We start from the raw sequence: 16,410 nt of genomic DNA on the forward strand, positions 1-16,410 counted from the left end.
GCATCAACAATTGGAAAAGGAATTGAACAATCTAATTTAACCCAATCTGACAAAAGAAAGATTAGGTTAGCTAGTAATTCAGCTTCAGAAACTCCAAGATAAGGTGAATTGAATAAATGGAAAAAAAAATAGTGAACAAGGATGATTTTCTCTTCCCTCGCGGTCGCTACTACGGTCAGGTGAAGCCAGAAAACTTGGTTTTTAATGCAAATCTCCAGGAATTTGCCCAACGGGTAAGTTACATTTGCAACTTAGAAACAGGCGGAAAAGTGCCTCCAGGTGTAGCTTACGAACAAATAAGGGATCTGTGGAAACAGTTGAAACGCTCAAAAAAAGAGCTAGGAATTGGCGAAGATCCCTTTCAAGATGACCAGGGAGAGACTAAAGATTAAATGGGGTACGGGGCATTGGGAACTGATAAATTACAAATGACCACTGACCAATACAACTCTTAGAGAGGCTGCGCCCGAAGCGTAGCTATGCCGCAGGCTTTACGACTACGCGGTAGTTGAGCGCAGTCGAAACTCAGTACAAGTGACCAATGACAAATACTTCGACTTCGCTCAGTACAAGTGACCAATGACTACTTAGTAAGCATTGTCCAAATACCATCCCAGGACTCTGGAGGCGGCGTTTGTTGGTAATTACGCGCACGCTCTAGGTGGATATCAACAGCTTGGTCTTGGGGTTGGATAGATTTGGCGGCTTCAAAACAGGCGATCGCTTGTGAAAAGTTGCGCGATAAATAGGCATCGCGTCCAGTATGATAATGAAACAAAAACTCTTGAGTGTTGGCATCTAGGGGAGTAGTGCGATCGCCAATTAACTCGTAGATATTCACGGCCTGGTGTTTGCCTTTGACTCGGATTTTATCTAACTGGCGCACCCAAATGCGATCGCTGCACAATTGGTAAGTAAATTCGCTTAAAAGAATATCACAACCGTAATCTTTAGTTACCGCTTCCAGACGCGAACTTAAATTTACACCATCTCCAATTACGGTGTAATCCATTCGTTTGCGGGAACCAATATTACCCGAAACCACATCCCCAGAACTAATCCCAATGCCAATACGAATTTGCGGCTGCGCCTGGATAATTCGCCGTTGGTTAAATTCCTCTAAGCGGCGTCTCATATCTAACGCTGACTGCACAGCCCTCCAAGCATGATTCTCTGTCAATGGTAGCGGCGCACCAAATACCGCCATTAAGGCATCACCAATAAATTTATCGAGAGTGCCTTCGTGGTTAAAAACCGCCTCTACCATCGTTTCAAAATACTGATTGAGCAGCAATACCACCTCAGCTGCACCGAGATTTTCCGTAAGTGTTGTGTAGCCACGGATATCAGAAAACAAGATAGTTACTTCCTTGCGTTCGCCTACCATTAAAGCATCTTCCCCTAGAGCCATAACTTGTTCAGCGACATGGGGCGTCAGGTAGCGGGACATGGTAGTTTTCATCCGTTTTTCCTGAGTAATGTCTTCTAAAACCACCAAACCACCGCGCACACCGCCTTCTGGGTTAGTCAAGGGATTAACAGTAAGATTGATATTGCGCTCTAATGTTTGTACTTGATTATAAGTGAGAAACTCAGATTTGGGAGTCAGAGGTTGATTCCAAGGAATAAAAAGATCGGGGTTGGTGCGATCGCGCACTGCTAAAATTGAGTGCTGAGTACTGAATGCTAAGTATTGAGTTTCACTTTTAACTCCTAACTCCTCACTCATAACTTGATGCACTCCCAGCATCAAATTTTGCTCTGGCACATAATGTTTAGCTCCAGTTTTTAGACTATCTTCTAATCGCATTTGGAGATTTTCAATTGGGACAACTTCCCAAACTAAGCGACCAATCAAATTTTGTTCCCACAAAAGCTTGTTGTTTTTACTATTAGCGTCTCCTATCGGACAACCCAGCAACTCTAGGGCTGCATCATTAATCGTGACAATCTGTCCTGCCATATCTGTAGAAATCACGGCATCTGACAGACTTTGCAAAATATCTTTTTGATACTGTTTTTCTAACAGCACATTTTCAAACAGCCGAGCATTTTCTAAGGCAATTCCTGCCTGATTATTAAAAGCCCGCATAAACTCTTCATCAGAAGCAGTAAAACTGCTTTGTTGCTTATTAATTAATTGTGTAACGCCAATCAATTCATTTGCAGAATTAAATACTGGTAAACATAAAATATTGCGAGTTATATAACCAGTTTTTTTATCTGTAGTCGGGTCAAAGCGGGGGTCTTTATAAGCATCAGAAATATTTAAGGCTTCACCAGTGGAAGCTACATATCCAGCAATGCCACGGTTAGCAGGAATGCGAATTTCTATCAAATTTGTGCCATCTGCTGCTGCTGCAACTTTCGTCCAGAGTTCGTTTAGCTCTTTACGATATAAAAACAGTGTGCTGCGGTCTGCTTGCATTAAAATTCGAGCTTGTTCCATGACTATCTGCAAAGTCGCTTCTAAATCTAAACTTTGCCCCAGTGTCTGAGTTGCCCGCAACAAAGCCGTTGCGCCTCTTTGATTGCGAGCCGCTACATAAAAAGATTGGCAGCTTTCTAGGATAATACCAATCGAAGCGGCAAAGTCTCGAAAACGTTCTTCATCATCATGATTAAACGGAACATTCCCGGTTTTATTAGCTAGTTGCACTACCGCTACAGTCTGGTTTTTGCTACTGATAACGGGCATACATAAAATATTACGGATTTTGTAGCCCATTTGTTTTTCAAGTTCTGGGCTAAATAGGGGATGAGTATAAGTTTCAGATATATTGAGATATTGGCCTGTACTAGCAACATGACCAGGGATACCTACTGTAATGGGAGTGCGAATTTCTAAGAATTTTTGGGTATTATCTTGAGGAACTTTTGACCACAGTTGACCTTTGTCGTAATCAACTAAAAAAATGGCTGTATGTTCTGCTTGGAGAATTTGACCAATTTTGAGTGTGATAGCTTCTAATACTTTCTCCAACATAGTTTCTAGAGCTTCATTATTGATTAGTTCAATAGCTCTCAGAAATTGTTGGAACTCAGCAGTTATAAAGTCGAGTAAGCAAACAAATTCATTAACAGATAAGTCTTTGACGCGACGCAGTAGGGCATGAGCGCGATTAACTTGAGTCAATTCAGTTAATGTAGCCAAGACGCTGCCAGAGTTAGGGAGTGTCACGTTGCTTCGCTCCGAATTAAAAATTCACGCATTCAAAATTAATAATCCCCATAAATAAATGGGCTTGTATCATGAGTCTGTTTTGGTCATCGGAATTTTAGATTTTAGATTTTGGGCATAGGGCGTTAGAGTGCTGTTAGCGATAGCGGGGCGTTTAGCCCGTGCTGAGTTAGGAGTTAAAAGTAGAGACGCGATTAATCGCGTCTGTACAAGAGTTAGGAGTTTTGTTTATCTCCCTCATGCCTCATGCCCCATACCCCATGCCCCAATACCTTATTTTGCCAACTGTTCAGAAAATATCACCTTTTGATAGTAATCTTGTAGCTGCCTGGTAGCAGCTGCCCAACCCCAACTTTCTGCTTCCTGGCGGGCATTTTGACGGATGATATCTCGCTGTTGTTTTTGTTCTAAGAGGCGAACAGTAGCAGCGATGGCTCCTTGAATATCTGCTGTTGGCTCAAAAAGATATCCATTTACCCCATCTGTCACAATATCAGGAATTCCCCCGGAACGGGCTGCTACCACGGGACAGCCGGCAGCCATCGCTTCTAGTAGCACTAAGCCTAGTGTTTCTGTGCGGGAAGGAAAGATGAAGGCATCAGCACTCGCAAAGGCAGAACCTAACTCTTGTCCTATAAGATAGCCAACAAAATAAGTGTTTGTGCCAGCAAAGTGTTTTTGCAATGCTTGACGGTGCGGCCCATCTCCAACCAATGCCAACCGTGCTTGGGGAATTGCTTCTAAGATTGGTTTGATGCGCTCAATTTCTTTTTCAGCCGAAAGTCGCCCAACGTAAAGTAATAATGGACTTTCTGGATGATTTTGTGATAGACGCGATCGCATCTCTACACTAGCTAAATCGGGGTGAAATAATTCTGTATCCACCCCACGTTGCCATAAATCTACACGTTCAATACCATGTGCTGTCAGTTCCTCCACCATTGCTGTGGAGGTACATAGATTCAAAGCTGCTTGATTATGAGCGCCTTTTAGCAGTTCCCAAAGAAAACCTTCCAGCATCCCTAAGCCGTAATGCTGGAGATATTGGGGTAAATGCGTATGGTAAGACGCTACTAAGGGTATTTTGAGGATTTTGCTATAAAATATGCCAGATAAACCTAAAACTGCTGGATTTACGACATGAATAATATCTGGCTTAAACTCTTCTAAAGCGTACCCAATGGCTGGGCGGGGAAGTGCCATTTTTAATTCTGGATACAATGGCAGAGGAAAACCAGTAACGCCGTAAACTTTAGCGCCTTTGTGTTCTGTGATGCCTCCATCAGGGGCAATCACCAGCACTTGATTACCACTGCGCTGGAGATGATCGACAGTATGGCGCAGGCGCGTTACAATGCCGTCAACCTTGGGTAAAAAGGTTTCGGTAAATAGGGCAATTCTCATAAAAAACTATTCAGTCCAGGCAGATAATCTCAGCTTTGCTTGCGTTTCGGTATCAAACACAGAATAGACTCTCTCGCGTGGTGTAATCAACTCTGCACAGTCAGAATAACTATAGTCAACGGCAAATTTAGTAGTAGCTGGATGATACGCCTGATAAATAATAACTGGTTAGTCGTCATATTGTGCTAAAATATGACGACTAATTTTAAACCCACGATTTACTGGGGTTTATTCTAATTTCTGTGCCAAGAGACTTTAGGCAAAATTTGTTTGCGATCGACTCGCGTCTGATACTTGATGGCAAAGTTTAACAGAGAATCGAGGAGAGAATCAGAGAGCAAGTGAGGCTGTAAACCTAAATCGAGCAATTTAGTGTTTTTAGCATTGAAATAATGTTCTTCTTTTTCAACTCTGGGATTATCTAAATGATTGATTTCTACCTTCAATCCCATAGCGTTACCAGCTTTTTTCACCATCAATGCCAAGTCACCGACGCTAAATTGTTCGGTAAATTGGTTAAATACGCGGAATTCACCAGCTTCAGCAGGGTTAGCGATCGCTAATTCCACACATCTAACTGTATCCCGAATATCCAAAAATCCGCGAGTTTGTCCACCTTTACCGTAGACAGTTAACGGATGTCCAATTGCTGCTTGAATACAAAAGCGGTTCAGTGCAGTACCAAACACACCATCGTAATCCAGCCGATTAATCAATAGTTCGTCCATCCCCGTTTCTTCGGTTAAGACGCCATAAACTACACCCTGATTTAAATCAGTTGCCCGCAATCCCCAAATCCGGCAAGCAAAGTGGATGTTATGACTATCATGCACTTTGCTTAAATGGTACATTGAACCGGGCTGCTTGGGATAAGGTAGGGTATCCTTGCGTCCATTGTGTTCAATGGTGATATACCCTTCTTCGATATCAATATTGGGTGTACCATATTCGCCCATCGTCCCTAGCTTCACCAAATGACAGTCGGGGAAATCTTCCCGCATAGCGTACAGCAAGTTCAACGTCCCAACTACATTATTGACCTGGGTAACAACTGCATGTTCTCGGTCAATCATGGAAAATGGGGCCGAACGCTGTTCGCCAAAATGCACCAAAGCATTTGGCTGAAATTGCTGTAATGTTTTATGGAGAAACTCGTAATTCGTAATATCGCCGATGAACAAGTCAATCGATTTACCCGTCAAATCTTGCCAGCGCTGGAGACGTTGTTGAATTAGTGCGATCGGAGTGAGAGTTTCGACACCAAGTTCATTATCCCAATGCCGCCGCACCAAACTATCTAAAATTCCAACTTCATAACCTCGATTGGAAAGGTAAAGAGCAGTTGCCCAACCGCAATATCCATCACCACCAATAACCAGGACTTTCATCTTCACCAGTTTTTACTCGCTGATAGCTAAATCTATCAGGTTTCTGTACCCTCTCAATCATCATTCTGAAAGAGATGTGGATTTTGGGGAAAGTGGGGAGCAGGGGGGAAAATTCTTCTCCTCTGCACCATTCCCCCTGCCCGTCTGCCTCTTCTCAATACCCAATGCCCAATGTTTATCTTTCAAGATTTCGGAATGCGATACTGTTGGGCAATGTAATAAAAGAAACGATAGTAATTTTGAAATTCTTGGCTCTTGCTTCGTCCCTGCCAGTAGTATTTCACTTGACTCTGAGTTAGTGTTAGTGTCATTGAACCTAGTCGTCGATCGACTTCTACAACCAGCACCCCAGACACTCCTTGGGCAGTTTGAAAGTTGGGTTTTCTCTTTTTCACAGATTCTTGCTCTGTAACAATAGAATTTGGTAACTGCTGACTTGCCCACCCTCGAATTTCTACTGAGTTATCCTGTGGTGAAAGAAACGCAACTCCATCGTCATTTGCTGGTGCTGCTAAAGAAGTCCAATTACTCGGATATGGAAATTCAAAGCCATAACGGGAGTTGCTATAAGTTTTCCAGGCGATCGCTCCAGCGTTAAAATCATTTGCAGTACAACCCCACAGCATGATTAACAGGGCAATGACTCCGCTAACGCTGGCAGCAAACCGATAAATTTTTCGCCCCAAACTAGAGATTTTATTAGCAGTAGCCATTTACATCACACATTTTGCCAAAGTCACTGATTTCATAGAAATACCAGAAACTCTGATATTGCACTATTCTCAATCAGCTAACTAGTAATCTGCCAGATCAATTTTAAGAGATTCGTAGTGAGCGATAAATCCCTCAATTTCAAGGTCTAGAGCCAATACGGTTCGGTTAAAGGGTTTGGGGAAAGGGTTTGGGGAAAGGGTAAAGGGGAAAGGGGAATAAAAACCTTTAACCGCAAACCCATTTCCCTTTTCCCCAAACCCTATTTTGAGTTCAAAATGCTTATCCGAACCGTATTGGGACTAGAGCCACTAATGATGATGCCAACAAACCTAAATGTAAATAAAAGTAACGAAATAGACGTTAAAACGTTTTACTGTCTTGACAACCAATAAAAGAACCGATAACTTGATATACATACCCGGGTAAGACCGTTAAAGAGTTATATGCAAACGCAAACTAAGCAAAAGGTCACTTTGTATTTATCGCCAGAGTTGCACAGAAAACTGAAGATTCGTTCAGCAGTTGATTCCGAGCCAATGTCAGAACTTGCCGAACGTGCCCTTGGTTTTTACCTATCCAATCAAGAATTGGTTGATGAGTTAGAAGATTCTTCTTATGGGCGGACTCATAGAGTTTATTCATGTCCAACTTGTGATAGCTCACTAGTCTTACGTGATGGGGAACTGGTTACTTTAGGCAATCAACCAGGAGTAGTTGGTCAAGAGCATCTTTCTCTTAACGAGATGGATGAAGATGAAACCAATCCCAAGAGTGAGGAAGAGTTAGTTCCTTGCTAACTTGCTAAATAGATATTCACAGATGCGGTTGTCTTTACCAGAAGCAATGTCTCTACTGTCTCTATAAGGTCTCAAGTAGGTCGAAGTATGAACGAAGAGCTCAAGATCCTAATTCAAGCTCAATACCCTTTAATCTACCTTGTTACCTCCGAGGAAGAGCGGGCCGAGCAAGCAATTTCCACTATCGCCCAGTTGTTAAAGCCCCAACGTCGGGTATTTGTTTGGACAGTAACACACGGGATTGTTGAGTACGGTCAACCCCGGAATGTTACCCAACATAATACCGTGTCTCCAGAAGCGGCGATTGAGTGGATTATCCGACAGAAAGAAGCTAGTATATTTATTCTTAAAGATTTACATCCCTTTATAGATGCGCCTGCAACTAACCGATCGCTGCGTGATGCGATCGCTAGTTTCAAAGGTATGCAAAAGAACATCGTTTTGATGTCTCCGATGCAACAAGTACCTATAGAACTGGAAAAAGAAGTTGTCGTTCTCGACTTTACATTGCCAGATATGGCTGAGTTGAATAAAGTCTTAACTCACCATATAGAGCAAAATCGCGGTCGGCGACTGACAACAGAAGCCAGAGAAAAACTTCTCAGAGCTGCTTTGGGTCTAACTAAAGATGAAGCGGAGAAAGTCTACCGTAAGGCACAGGTAACTAAAGAGCGTTTAACGGAAGATGAAGTAGACATAGTTTTATCTGAGAAAAAGCAACTAATTCGGCGCAATGGCATCTTAGAATACATTGAAGAAGATGAAACTATTGATGCTGTAGGTGGCTTAGAAGAGTTAAAAAGATGGCTCAAGCAACGCTCTAACGCTTTCACAGAAAGAGCGAGAGAGTACGGTTTGCCTCAACCAAAGGGGATGTTAATTCTAGGAGTTCCCGGTTGCGGTAAGTCATTGATTGCTAAAACTACTTCCCGGCTGTGGGGTTTACCACTGTTGCGGTTAGATATGGGGCGAGTCTACGACGGCTCAATGGTGGGACGAAGTGAGGCAAATCTGCGAAACGCCCTGAAAACAGCAGAATCTATTTCCCCAGCGATTTTGTTTATCGATGAATTAGATAAATCCTTTGCTGGTAGTGGAGGTTCATCTGATTCTGATGGGGGGACTTCAAGTAGAATCTTCGGCTCTTTCCTGACTTGGATGCAAGATAAGAAATCACCAGTGTTCGTGATGGCAACAGCCAACAGAGTAGAACGCTTACCTGGCGAGTTCTTGAGGAAAGGACGATTTGATGAAATTTTCTTTGTCGATCTGCCCACACCGGAAGAACGGCAGCAGATTTTCAATATTCATCTGACCAAGCGCCGTGAAGACATCTCTCGATTTGACCTTGAGCAACTAGCCAAGATGTCTGATGGCTTTTCTGGGGCAGAAATAGAGCAAGCGATCGTTGCGGCAATGTATGAAGCTTTTGCCCAAGATCGGGAGTTCACCCAACTAGATATTATTGCTGCACTGAAGGCAACATTGCCGCTGTCTCGAACGATGCAAGAACAAGTAACGGCTCTGAGAGATTGGGCCAGACAGCGCGCACGCCCCGCAGCATCCTCCGTAGCTGAATATCAGCGAATGGAGTTTTAAAAGCTTTCCTCTGCCATCCCAGGGGGAAAGGCTAGCAGAAGATGCTAGCAGTTATAAGAAAAGCCGCATCCTGTTAAGCGCGGCTTCGCCCAAAACAAACCGTTGTCGTTTTTCTCAATCTTCTCATTGGAGGAAACCCAAATGTCTCACTTTAGCACCCTGCGTACCAAAATCACCGATGCCGAAATCCTCAAGGCTTCCTTGCGCGACCTCGGTATCAGCGTAAAGACTGAAGCTGATGTCCGTGGTTATAACGGTCAGCGTGTCCGTTCTGACATCGTTGCCGTGTTGGAAGGCGAATATGACCTCGGCTGGTCTCGCAATGGCGATGGTTCTTTTGACCTAATCGCTGACCTGTGGGGCGTTGCTAAGAAGCACAACCAAACCGAGTTGATCAACTCAATCAACCAAAAGTATGCCGTTAACAAAACTTTGGCTGAAGTGAAACAGCGCGGTCTGCAAAACGCCAATGTGAAGTTGGTATTGCAATAACAATTTCTCTGCGCGTTCCCAAAGCTGCACGGGTTAACCATATAAATAGCGGTTAGCCCGCTTTTTTATCGGGACTGAGATTTATTTCTCAGTCCCGATTTTTTCGGCTTCATTTTTTTGTAAGCATTGGCGAAGTTTATGAGGTAAAGCATTCACAAATACTAGTGCATCTCTATAAAGTTGATAGATTTCATCAGACGTTTTTTCTAGAGAAAATGTACCAAAATCTTGATGAACTAATCTATTTCTTTCGCGTCCTATTTCAAGAAATGCTTTAATAGATGAACTCAGTTGCTCACTATTTTTAACCTCTTGTTTGATAAAATTTGAAAATATATCACCAAATAAACCAAAAAAACTATTTGCATTTGTATCTTTCCAATTGAAATACGTATGATATTGTCTACTTATAGCTTTATTATTCACAAAGGAAACTAAAAGCTCGTTTTTGTTAGATATTTCACCAATGTACTCGATAATATCATTAGTTATACGGTATTCAAAATAACTTGCTGCGGACAAGAGTAAAGCTTTCCTAAAATTTTCATCTACAGTATTTCGGAGTGATATTTCATTTCCTTGTTCAATATATTCTATTAAAGTTTTAAACTCTTTATATAGCCTATCAACACCTGTTTCTTCTAGCACTTTTCTACCCTTAAATATCTAAAATATCTTTAGCCCGTTTTAAACGAATTTCAACATTTGTCTTTTTTGTTGTGCCTTCTGAGGAAGCCTTTATAAACTGTCCATCGGTTTCTATTTGCCTAATTTTACTAATGTCTACAGGAGAATCTAAAAATTCATGGTGTAAAAATCTTGGTTTACATACTCCGGCAAAAACAGCTTCAAAAAGTGCTATATGAAAGCGTTTGTTACGTTTTCCAATAAATGGATCTTCAGGTAAAGATTCAAATTGCCTTAGAAATGATTTAAACAAGTTCTCAAGATAATCATTTTGAGCTTGAGTGTTTTTTCTACTCCTTCTTGAAAAATTATTTAAAAATTTTGGTAGTGAAGGGGCATAATCTTCTCCATCAATTAGCATGGCAAAACCTCGAAGTAAAAGCTCAACATCTTTCATATGAATATCTGGCTCATTCATTTGTAATAATTTTCGCCATCCTTCTTCCATATTTAGACGGTTAAGCATTTCGTAAAAAGGAGAATGATATAAGCTGGCTCTAATCTCTTGTGGATACAAATTAACACCACCCGAATTTAAACGATTAAATATTTCATATATTGAAGAACTATCATCTTTAGGGAAATTTTGCTTAACTATTACATTCCGAATAGGTCTAAGCTCAAACTGTGTTTTGTAGTCGCCTAAAGTGTAGTAATTAAGCCCTTTAAATTTATTAGGCTGTTCGGGGAGCTTTTGTGGAAGACTTAGATCAAACTTACTAAAATAATTATCATCACTCAATATTTTATCAGGAATAAAACCATCTTTTTCAAATATTCTTCTTAGTTCAACACGTTTCTCCTTAAGGGGAAATCTACCTTTAATAAAATAGTATATAGACATTAATCGCTGTTAACCGTCAATAATTAAAAATTTATTTCTTGCTTCTTCATAGAGAAAAATTTGTGGAATTGGTAGACCTAAAATTATTGATTCAATCAGCTTAGATGCTCTGTTTATATCCCAAACATAATTTCTTTGAAATCCTGGGATTTTCACAGCACCAGATTCCATAAAATTGTAAATTGTTATTACATTAAAATCATTTGGTGTAGAGGTTAAATCATATTCATCAATTTGAAAATCATCTTCTTCGTCAGCATAATCATTAAACCAAATTTGTTCTTCATCAAAAGGATAGTTATTATCCATAAAAATAATTGTTGCTTTTACTATGCACTGATGGGTTACTAAGACATGATACTCTTATACCCTACACTTATAGCATCTTGCTTCATTCAGTGTCTTAGTTATCTAATACTTCAACTGCAATATTAGGACGATAAATAAAAACTTGGCGTTGTTTTCTATCAATTAACCAACCAAGCTGTGTGCCATTCTCTATATACTCTTGCATCTTGTCTTGCAAAACTTGTAAGCGATCGCTCTTAGAACACAATTTAATCACAAACTGGTGCATACTTATTTAGCAGTTTTGCTGGTATCGGATCACACCATTAGCCATCATCAACCCACCACTGGAACTAAACCCTACACCTATACGATCTTGATTGTTTCTGCTAATTTGCAAAAGTGCGATCGCATCGCCGGAGATCCACTTTTGCACCTATAGCTTAGACTTAAAAAAAAGCTTAGTATCGATGAATCAAAGTCTAAGTGCTACTCCCAGCCTGGAAGAACACACTCATGAAAATCCTGTTGTTACCAAACAGCAGCTATTTGGGAAGCAACTAATTGTGCTTGTCTTGGAAATGCTTCTGGCATTACCTCTGGGTTTACTCCTCGCAAAGTTCCAAATTGGTAGGATTGCCTGGATATTTGGCGGAATTGCCGCGGGTACAGTGGTTCTCCAAGGGTGTCGAATTTTTTATCAATATTCTCCCCAACCTAATCGCACTGCTAGAAAAGTGGGAATGGCACTTGTCGGCTTAACTGTCGGTGCTTCCAATGCCCACGCTAATCTAGCGAGTGTTGCTTCCGGTATTCCTATATTTATTTTTCTTACCCTGTTTTTGCTGCTGAGTGGAGGCTGTATCGGTTACATTTACTCCCGCGCCAGCAAAACCAACCTATTTACAGCAATGCTGGCTACAGTTCCTGGTGGTGTAGGAATTATGGCTGCGATCGCAGCCGATTACAATAAAAATGTGAGCTTGGTTGCCTTAGTTCAGGCGATTCGCGTCACCTGTGTAGTTGTTCTAATTCCCTTCATCGCTAGGACATCAGTTGGTAATGATTATCCGCAAACACTTCCAATCAAAGCTGCTTGGCTCAATCTCGATCCGTCTCAACTAGAATTACTCTTGTTAGTACTGGTAATTACTGGATTAGTAGTTTATCCAGCTATATTATTTAAAATACCTGCTGGCGATTTCTTTGGTGCATTGTTGATTGGTATTGGGTTTAATCCTTTGCTACATTGGCTGCCTTTTGTAGGTGATATTAGCTTTAGTCCGCCGCCAATAATAAATTTATTGGGTCAAATGCTCCTGGGAATTACAATTGGTGAATATTGGGGAGACAAACCTAACTTGAGAAAGCGGACTGTTGCCTATGCCTTGATGTCTGTGGGGATGACTCTCGTAGCTGGAGCGATCGCTGCTATACTTGCAATGCAATTAACTTCTTGGGACTGGTTAACCTGTCTTTTAGTCACAGCGCCAGGAGGATCGGCAGAAATGATCTTGGTTTCCCTGGCATTAAATCATAATGTTGAAATTGTCACAACTGGTCATTTAGTACGACTAATCGCGATTAATAGTTCTCTACCGCTTTGGCTGTTTTTGTTTCGCCGTCTGGATAAGCAACTTTCTGAACCAGTTTAATTTTATGAAAAATAAAGGTCAAATCACCCAATTTTGCTCTATTGGAACTTTCCTTGCTCAAATCTAGGACTATCTAATCTATTTAGGAAAAACGAGTTTCTTCAATAAAGGAGATGCCATCAAAAATACCATCTTTAAAAATTTGGGTACTACGAACTCGGTGATTTTCATCAAGTAAAGTCATTGTTTCTATAAATCTAATCAGCACGTTATCTTGAGTTTTCGTTACCCGAAAGCAAATTGTGTCCTGACCAGCATCCCAAGCGATGGACGAAAAGTCAGAATAATTGCTAGAAAACAATTTCAGAATTCTATCTTCAAAGTATCCTTCAAAATTAAGCTGGAGGTGAGAGCCATCTGAATATTCATAATTGTTAACCTGTCGGTACTGGCTTCCCTCAATCAAGATGGTAAAACTACCGAAAAAGCTGCGGGAAAAATGTCCGCCTTTATCAGTTTTGATATACTCACCTTTCCAAGTGCCAATATGACGTGTAAAAATTTCTGGAACTTTCTCCAGATCGACAGATATCGCCGAGGTGATGGTATTTTCGCTCATTACAGGATCGTTACTCATTAATTTTAGATAAAAACTAATTTTACTTTAAGTTTCGCCTTGGCTAACGACGACCAATTTTCTGGCTCATTTCCCGACTGGTGCGTTGATATTCATGGACAATGGGTAATCTTTCCGTCTGATAATTTTCCAAAGCTTCGGCAATACTACCACTAGACTTGATATGTTGCGTTAAAGCCAAACCATCTTCCCAACCTGAAGTCATGCCTCTAGCGCGAGTCGGACTTTTGGCGTGAGCCGCGTCACCAATTAAAATAACGCGACCATCATACAATTGAGGCAGGGGATCGATGTCATAGGAATAACGACAGATAATATTTTCCACAGGAGTTGACTCAATTACATTTCGTGCATCCTCTGGGAGTTTGGCTAATTCTTCGGGAGGAATAGATATATCAGTCGGTTGTAGTGCGCCTATTTCAGAACCCGTTTGCTCTTTTTCTATAAAGAAACCCCAATGAGTCAGATTTCCCCCAATATGAAAGAAATTTGCATAAATTCCCCGACCGCGTACATAAACAAAAAAGTTTCCTTCTGGACAGAAGCTATTATCTGTCACAATCCCTCGCCAAACTAGATCGCCTAAATAGCATAGTTTTACATTCGGAACCACAAACTGCCGAACCTTAGAAAGAATGCCATCAGCACCCACGATCAAATCCCCTTCCCAGTGACTTCCATCTTTAAAGTGTGCGATCGCACTATTCTTAGTCTGCGTTATCGAAGCTAATTGAGCGTTAAAATGAATATTATTAAGGGGTAAAGTATCAATAATTGCTTCTAAAATCGCTTTCCGGTGTACGAGCATTCCTGGTAATTCATCTTCAGCATAGGTGACGGTTTCTGAATTGATGAATCCACCTTTAAGGTTGCGAAACTCAAAGTATTTTACAGGATCGCCTGAGTTAATAATTTTTTGGCTGATTTGAGGATTTCCTTGATGAAGTGCTTGCATACCTGATTGGACAATAAGAATACCACATCCATCGGTACGAACTACGGGCGCTTTTTCAAACAAGTCAACTTGAAACCCTTCTTGAATAAGCAAACTGGCAAGATAAGCTCCTGATGTCCCTGCGCCGATAATACCTATCTTGCTGTTGGAAGAAACCATCTGTGACTCTCTTGATTTAATCTTGTTTAGATGATACTTGATTGAGATATTATCTTAAATAGTAAGCCAAAAAGTTGTTTATGAAGGGCGATGCCTGCGGTGGTCACTGAGCTTCTTGCCTTGAGTTTCGACTGCGCTCAACTACCGCGAAGCCGAAAGGTGTCGAAGTGCGGGCTACGCTTACGCTAATAATCAGATGTATTTAACTGAAATGATAAGGCTCCTTATAACAAGCTCAATAATACATCCAGCTAAAAGCAAATAAATTTCATATTTAATTAATATCTCATTTAAGCTGGCGGTTGTATCTTTTGAAATTCTTTAATTGCTTCGATATGGGCTTGATTTACCTTCGTATGCTCCTCTACTGCTTCTGAATATACATCTGTTGAAGGTTCTTCTATTAGTCTGTGCGCCAAATCTTGAAATTTCTGCGCGTGTTCATGCATGGTTTTTCCATAGGCTTCGATACGTTCTTTTTGTTCGGGATCGATTTGGTCATCTGTTTCTAAACTCTTACCCAACTCTTGTATCTCTTTGCTATGCTCAATTGCTTTTTGAGCATGTTTTTGTGCTGCCTTTATAGTCTGCTTTGAAATTTCATGCATAATATTAATCCCAACTTTCGTCTTAAAAGAACTATAAAATACTCTAAAATAAAATTCCTCTACCCCTTTGCTTGTTTCAAGCAAATTTCGCCTCTCGATCTGAACAATCAAATAGATGTAAACCTAACCGTTGGGAAAGTTCTTCACACACCTTTACCCCCCGCACACTATTACCACGCACATCCAGCAGTGGCGAAAAAACTCCAATGCCCATCTTATTGGGTACAACGGCAATAATACCACCAGAAATACCGCTTTTCGCCGGAATCCCAATTTTATAAGCCCACTCACCTGCAAAGTTGTACATCCCGCAGGTATACATCACACTCAGAATATCTTTAATATAACGCTTATCTACCGCCTGTTCTTTGGTAATCGGGTTAATACCTCTGTTAGCCAGAGTAGCCGCCATCACTGCTAAGTCTTGACAATTCACCATCACAGCACACTGCTGGAAATAAAGATCCAGCGCCTCTTCAATATTCCGGTCAATCATGCCAAAGTTGAGCATCAAATGCGCCATTGCACGGTTGCGATGTCCTGTACTTCGTTCTGAGGTAAAAACTGAAATGTCAACGAATACGTCGCGGCCAATATATCGGCGAAACATATCCAGCATCCGGTTGAGGCGTTCGGTGGGGCCGGAACCTTTGATTAAGCTAGTGGTGGCGATCGCACCTGCATTTACCATTGGATTATAAGGTCGCTTTGATTGCTCATCCAAAACAATCGCGTTGAATGCATCTCCCGTCGGTTCAACGCCAACTCTAGTTAAAACATAATCCAGTCCATGATCTTCTAAGGCAAGTCCATAAGCAAACACCTTAGAAATTGACTGAATGGTAAAAAGTTGCTCGTAGTCCCCAACTTTATAAACCTGACCGTCTACTGTCACAATGCAAATGCTGAACAAATCCGGGTTTGCCTTTGCCAGTTCGGGAATGTATTTCGCTACTGCACCCTCTTGCACACACTTGTACTGGGAATGTAACTCGTTGAGAACAGCTTTTAATGGCGATGGTTCTATTTCTATATCTCCTGGATGTGCTTGGTTTGTCATTA

At 41.2% G+C, this 16,410-nt stretch carries 16 protein-coding genes and 1 pseudogene; 5 read left to right on the forward strand and 12 right to left on the reverse strand.

Annotation, left to right across the window (positions count from 1 at the left end; all coding sequences use genetic code 11):
* Window positions 1-116 precede the first annotated feature (116 nt).
* Window positions 117-392 carry a DUF7219 family protein gene (locus tag NSTC731_RS25680; RefSeq protein WP_445627405.1) on the forward strand — a complete coding sequence of 92 codons (276 nt, stop codon included), beginning with the start codon at window positions 117-119 and terminating at the stop codon, window positions 390-392.
* Between the two features lie 191 nt (window positions 393-583).
* Here the strand turns inward: NSTC731_RS25680 and NSTC731_RS25685 are convergent, their stop codons facing one another.
* From NSTC731_RS25685 to NSTC731_RS25700, 4 genes are all read right to left on the reverse strand, one after another.
* Entirely contained in the window at window positions 584-3,181 is a 2,598-nt protein-coding gene (locus tag NSTC731_RS25685; RefSeq protein ID WP_445627406.1) for a GAF domain-containing protein, read from the reverse strand.
* Between the two features lie 273 nt (window positions 3,182-3,454).
* Window positions 3,455-4,585, reverse strand: a complete 1,131-nt coding sequence (locus NSTC731_RS25690; RefSeq protein ID WP_445627407.1) for a glycosyltransferase family 4 protein — start codon at window positions 4,583-4,585, stop codon at window positions 3,455-3,457.
* A gap of 233 nt (window positions 4,586-4,818) precedes the next feature.
* Window positions 4,819-5,973 carry an NAD-dependent epimerase/dehydratase family protein gene (locus NSTC731_RS25695; protein ID WP_334999430.1) on the reverse strand — a complete coding sequence of 385 codons (1,155 nt, stop codon included), beginning with the start codon at window positions 5,971-5,973 and terminating at the stop codon, window positions 4,819-4,821.
* 182 nt (window positions 5,974-6,155) lie between these two features.
* Window positions 6,156-6,686, reverse strand: coding sequence for a hypothetical protein (locus tag NSTC731_RS25700; RefSeq protein ID WP_445627408.1), 531 nt, complete (start codon window positions 6,684-6,686; stop codon window positions 6,156-6,158).
* Between the two features lie 444 nt (window positions 6,687-7,130).
* Between NSTC731_RS25700 and NSTC731_RS25705 the strand changes: the two genes are divergently transcribed.
* From NSTC731_RS25705 to NSTC731_RS25715, 3 genes are all read left to right on the forward strand, one after another.
* Window positions 7,131-7,484, forward strand: coding sequence for a hypothetical protein (locus NSTC731_RS25705; protein ID WP_322693424.1), 354 nt, complete (start codon window positions 7,131-7,133; stop codon window positions 7,482-7,484).
* A gap of 87 nt (window positions 7,485-7,571) precedes the next feature.
* Window positions 7,572-9,083, forward strand: a complete 1,512-nt coding sequence (gene ycf46, locus NSTC731_RS25710; protein WP_322671475.1) for a stress-responsive protein Ycf46 — start codon at window positions 7,572-7,574, stop codon at window positions 9,081-9,083.
* A 141-nt stretch (window positions 9,084-9,224) separates the two neighbouring features.
* Window positions 9,225-9,575 carry a DUF1257 domain-containing protein gene (locus NSTC731_RS25715; RefSeq protein WP_094350625.1) on the forward strand — a complete coding sequence of 117 codons (351 nt, stop codon included), beginning with the start codon at window positions 9,225-9,227 and terminating at the stop codon, window positions 9,573-9,575.
* A gap of 81 nt (window positions 9,576-9,656) precedes the next feature.
* Here NSTC731_RS25715 and NSTC731_RS25720 read toward each other — a convergent pair whose 3' ends face one another.
* The 4 genes and pseudogenes from NSTC731_RS25720 to NSTC731_RS25735 all read right to left on the reverse strand — a co-directional run bounded on the left by NSTC731_RS25720 (window position 9,657) and on the right by NSTC731_RS25735 (window position 11,830).
* On the reverse strand, window positions 9,657-10,223 hold the full coding sequence (locus NSTC731_RS25720) for a HEPN domain-containing protein (protein ID WP_445627409.1): 567 nt from the start codon (window positions 10,221-10,223) through the stop codon (window positions 9,657-9,659).
* Window positions 10,224-10,233: 10 nt separating this feature from the next.
* Window positions 10,234-11,415, reverse strand: a pseudogene (locus tag NSTC731_RS25725) (DUF262 domain-containing protein).
* A 94-nt stretch (window positions 11,416-11,509) separates the two neighbouring features.
* The gene (locus tag NSTC731_RS25730) at window positions 11,510-11,683 is read right to left on the reverse strand and encodes a Uma2 family endonuclease (protein ID WP_445627410.1); all 174 of its coding nucleotides are present in this window, start codon (window positions 11,681-11,683) and stop codon (window positions 11,510-11,512) included.
* 6 nt (window positions 11,684-11,689) lie between these two features.
* A complete protein-coding gene (locus NSTC731_RS25735; RefSeq protein WP_445627411.1) occupies window positions 11,690-11,830 on the reverse strand; it encodes a hypothetical protein in 141 nt (46 codons plus the stop codon).
* A gap of 34 nt (window positions 11,831-11,864) precedes the next feature.
* On the opposite strand from NSTC731_RS25735, the gene NSTC731_RS25740 reads away from it, so the two are divergent.
* The gene (locus NSTC731_RS25740) at window positions 11,865-13,049 is read left to right on the forward strand and encodes an AbrB family transcriptional regulator (RefSeq protein WP_445627412.1); all 1,185 of its coding nucleotides are present in this window, start codon (window positions 11,865-11,867) and stop codon (window positions 13,047-13,049) included.
* An 82-nt stretch (window positions 13,050-13,131) separates the two neighbouring features.
* Here NSTC731_RS25740 and NSTC731_RS25745 read toward each other — a convergent pair whose 3' ends face one another.
* From NSTC731_RS25745 to glsA, 4 genes are all read right to left on the reverse strand, one after another.
* Complete coding sequence (locus tag NSTC731_RS25745) at window positions 13,132-13,626, reverse strand: hypothetical protein (protein ID WP_445627413.1); 495 nt, start codon at window positions 13,624-13,626, stop codon at window positions 13,132-13,134.
* Window positions 13,627-13,669: 43 nt separating this feature from the next.
* A complete protein-coding gene (locus NSTC731_RS25750; RefSeq protein ID WP_445627414.1) occupies window positions 13,670-14,740 on the reverse strand; it encodes an FAD-dependent monooxygenase in 1,071 nt (356 codons plus the stop codon).
* A 290-nt stretch (window positions 14,741-15,030) separates the two neighbouring features.
* The gene (locus NSTC731_RS25755) at window positions 15,031-15,432 is read right to left on the reverse strand and encodes a hypothetical protein (RefSeq protein WP_445627415.1); all 402 of its coding nucleotides are present in this window, start codon (window positions 15,430-15,432) and stop codon (window positions 15,031-15,033) included.
* The gene (glsA, locus tag NSTC731_RS25760) at window positions 15,425-16,408 is read right to left on the reverse strand and encodes a glutaminase A (RefSeq protein WP_445627416.1); all 984 of its coding nucleotides are present in this window, start codon (window positions 16,406-16,408) and stop codon (window positions 15,425-15,427) included. Before glsA ends, NSTC731_RS25755 begins: the two co-directional genes overlap by 8 nt.
* Between the last annotated feature and the right edge of the window lie 2 nt (window positions 16,409-16,410).

The organism is Nostoc sp. DSM 114167, assembly GCF_052692655.1.

Coding starts and splice junctions, on each gene's coding strand:
- NSTC731_RS25750 (WP_445627414.1), bottom strand. CDS start 14,740: ATGGTTTCTTCCAACAGCAAGATAGGTATTATCGGCGCAGGGACATCA.
- NSTC731_RS25690 (WP_445627407.1), bottom strand. CDS start 4,585: ATGAGAATTGCCCTATTTACCGAAACCTTTTTACCCAAGGTTGACGGC.
- NSTC731_RS25740 (WP_445627412.1), top strand. CDS start 11,865: ATGAATCAAAGTCTAAGTGCTACTCCCAGCCTGGAAGAACACACTCAT.
- NSTC731_RS25730 (WP_445627410.1), bottom strand. CDS start 11,683: ATGCACCAGTTTGTGATTAAATTGTGTTCTAAGAGCGATCGCTTACAA.
- NSTC731_RS25680 (WP_445627405.1), top strand. CDS start 117: ATGGAAAAAAAAATAGTGAACAAGGATGATTTTCTCTTCCCTCGCGGT.
- glsA (WP_445627416.1), bottom strand. CDS start 16,408: ATGACAAACCAAGCACATCCAGGAGATATAGAAATAGAACCATCGCCA.
- NSTC731_RS25745 (WP_445627413.1), bottom strand. CDS start 13,626: ATGAGTAACGATCCTGTAATGAGCGAAAATACCATCACCTCGGCGATA.
- NSTC731_RS25700 (WP_445627408.1), bottom strand. CDS start 6,686: ATGGCTACTGCTAATAAAATCTCTAGTTTGGGGCGAAAAATTTATCGG.
- NSTC731_RS25705 (WP_322693424.1), top strand. CDS start 7,131: ATGCAAACGCAAACTAAGCAAAAGGTCACTTTGTATTTATCGCCAGAG.
- NSTC731_RS25695 (WP_334999430.1), bottom strand. CDS start 5,973: ATGAAAGTCCTGGTTATTGGTGGTGATGGATATTGCGGTTGGGCAACT.
- ycf46 (WP_322671475.1), top strand. CDS start 7,572: ATGAACGAAGAGCTCAAGATCCTAATTCAAGCTCAATACCCTTTAATC.
- NSTC731_RS25715 (WP_094350625.1), top strand. CDS start 9,225: ATGTCTCACTTTAGCACCCTGCGTACCAAAATCACCGATGCCGAAATC.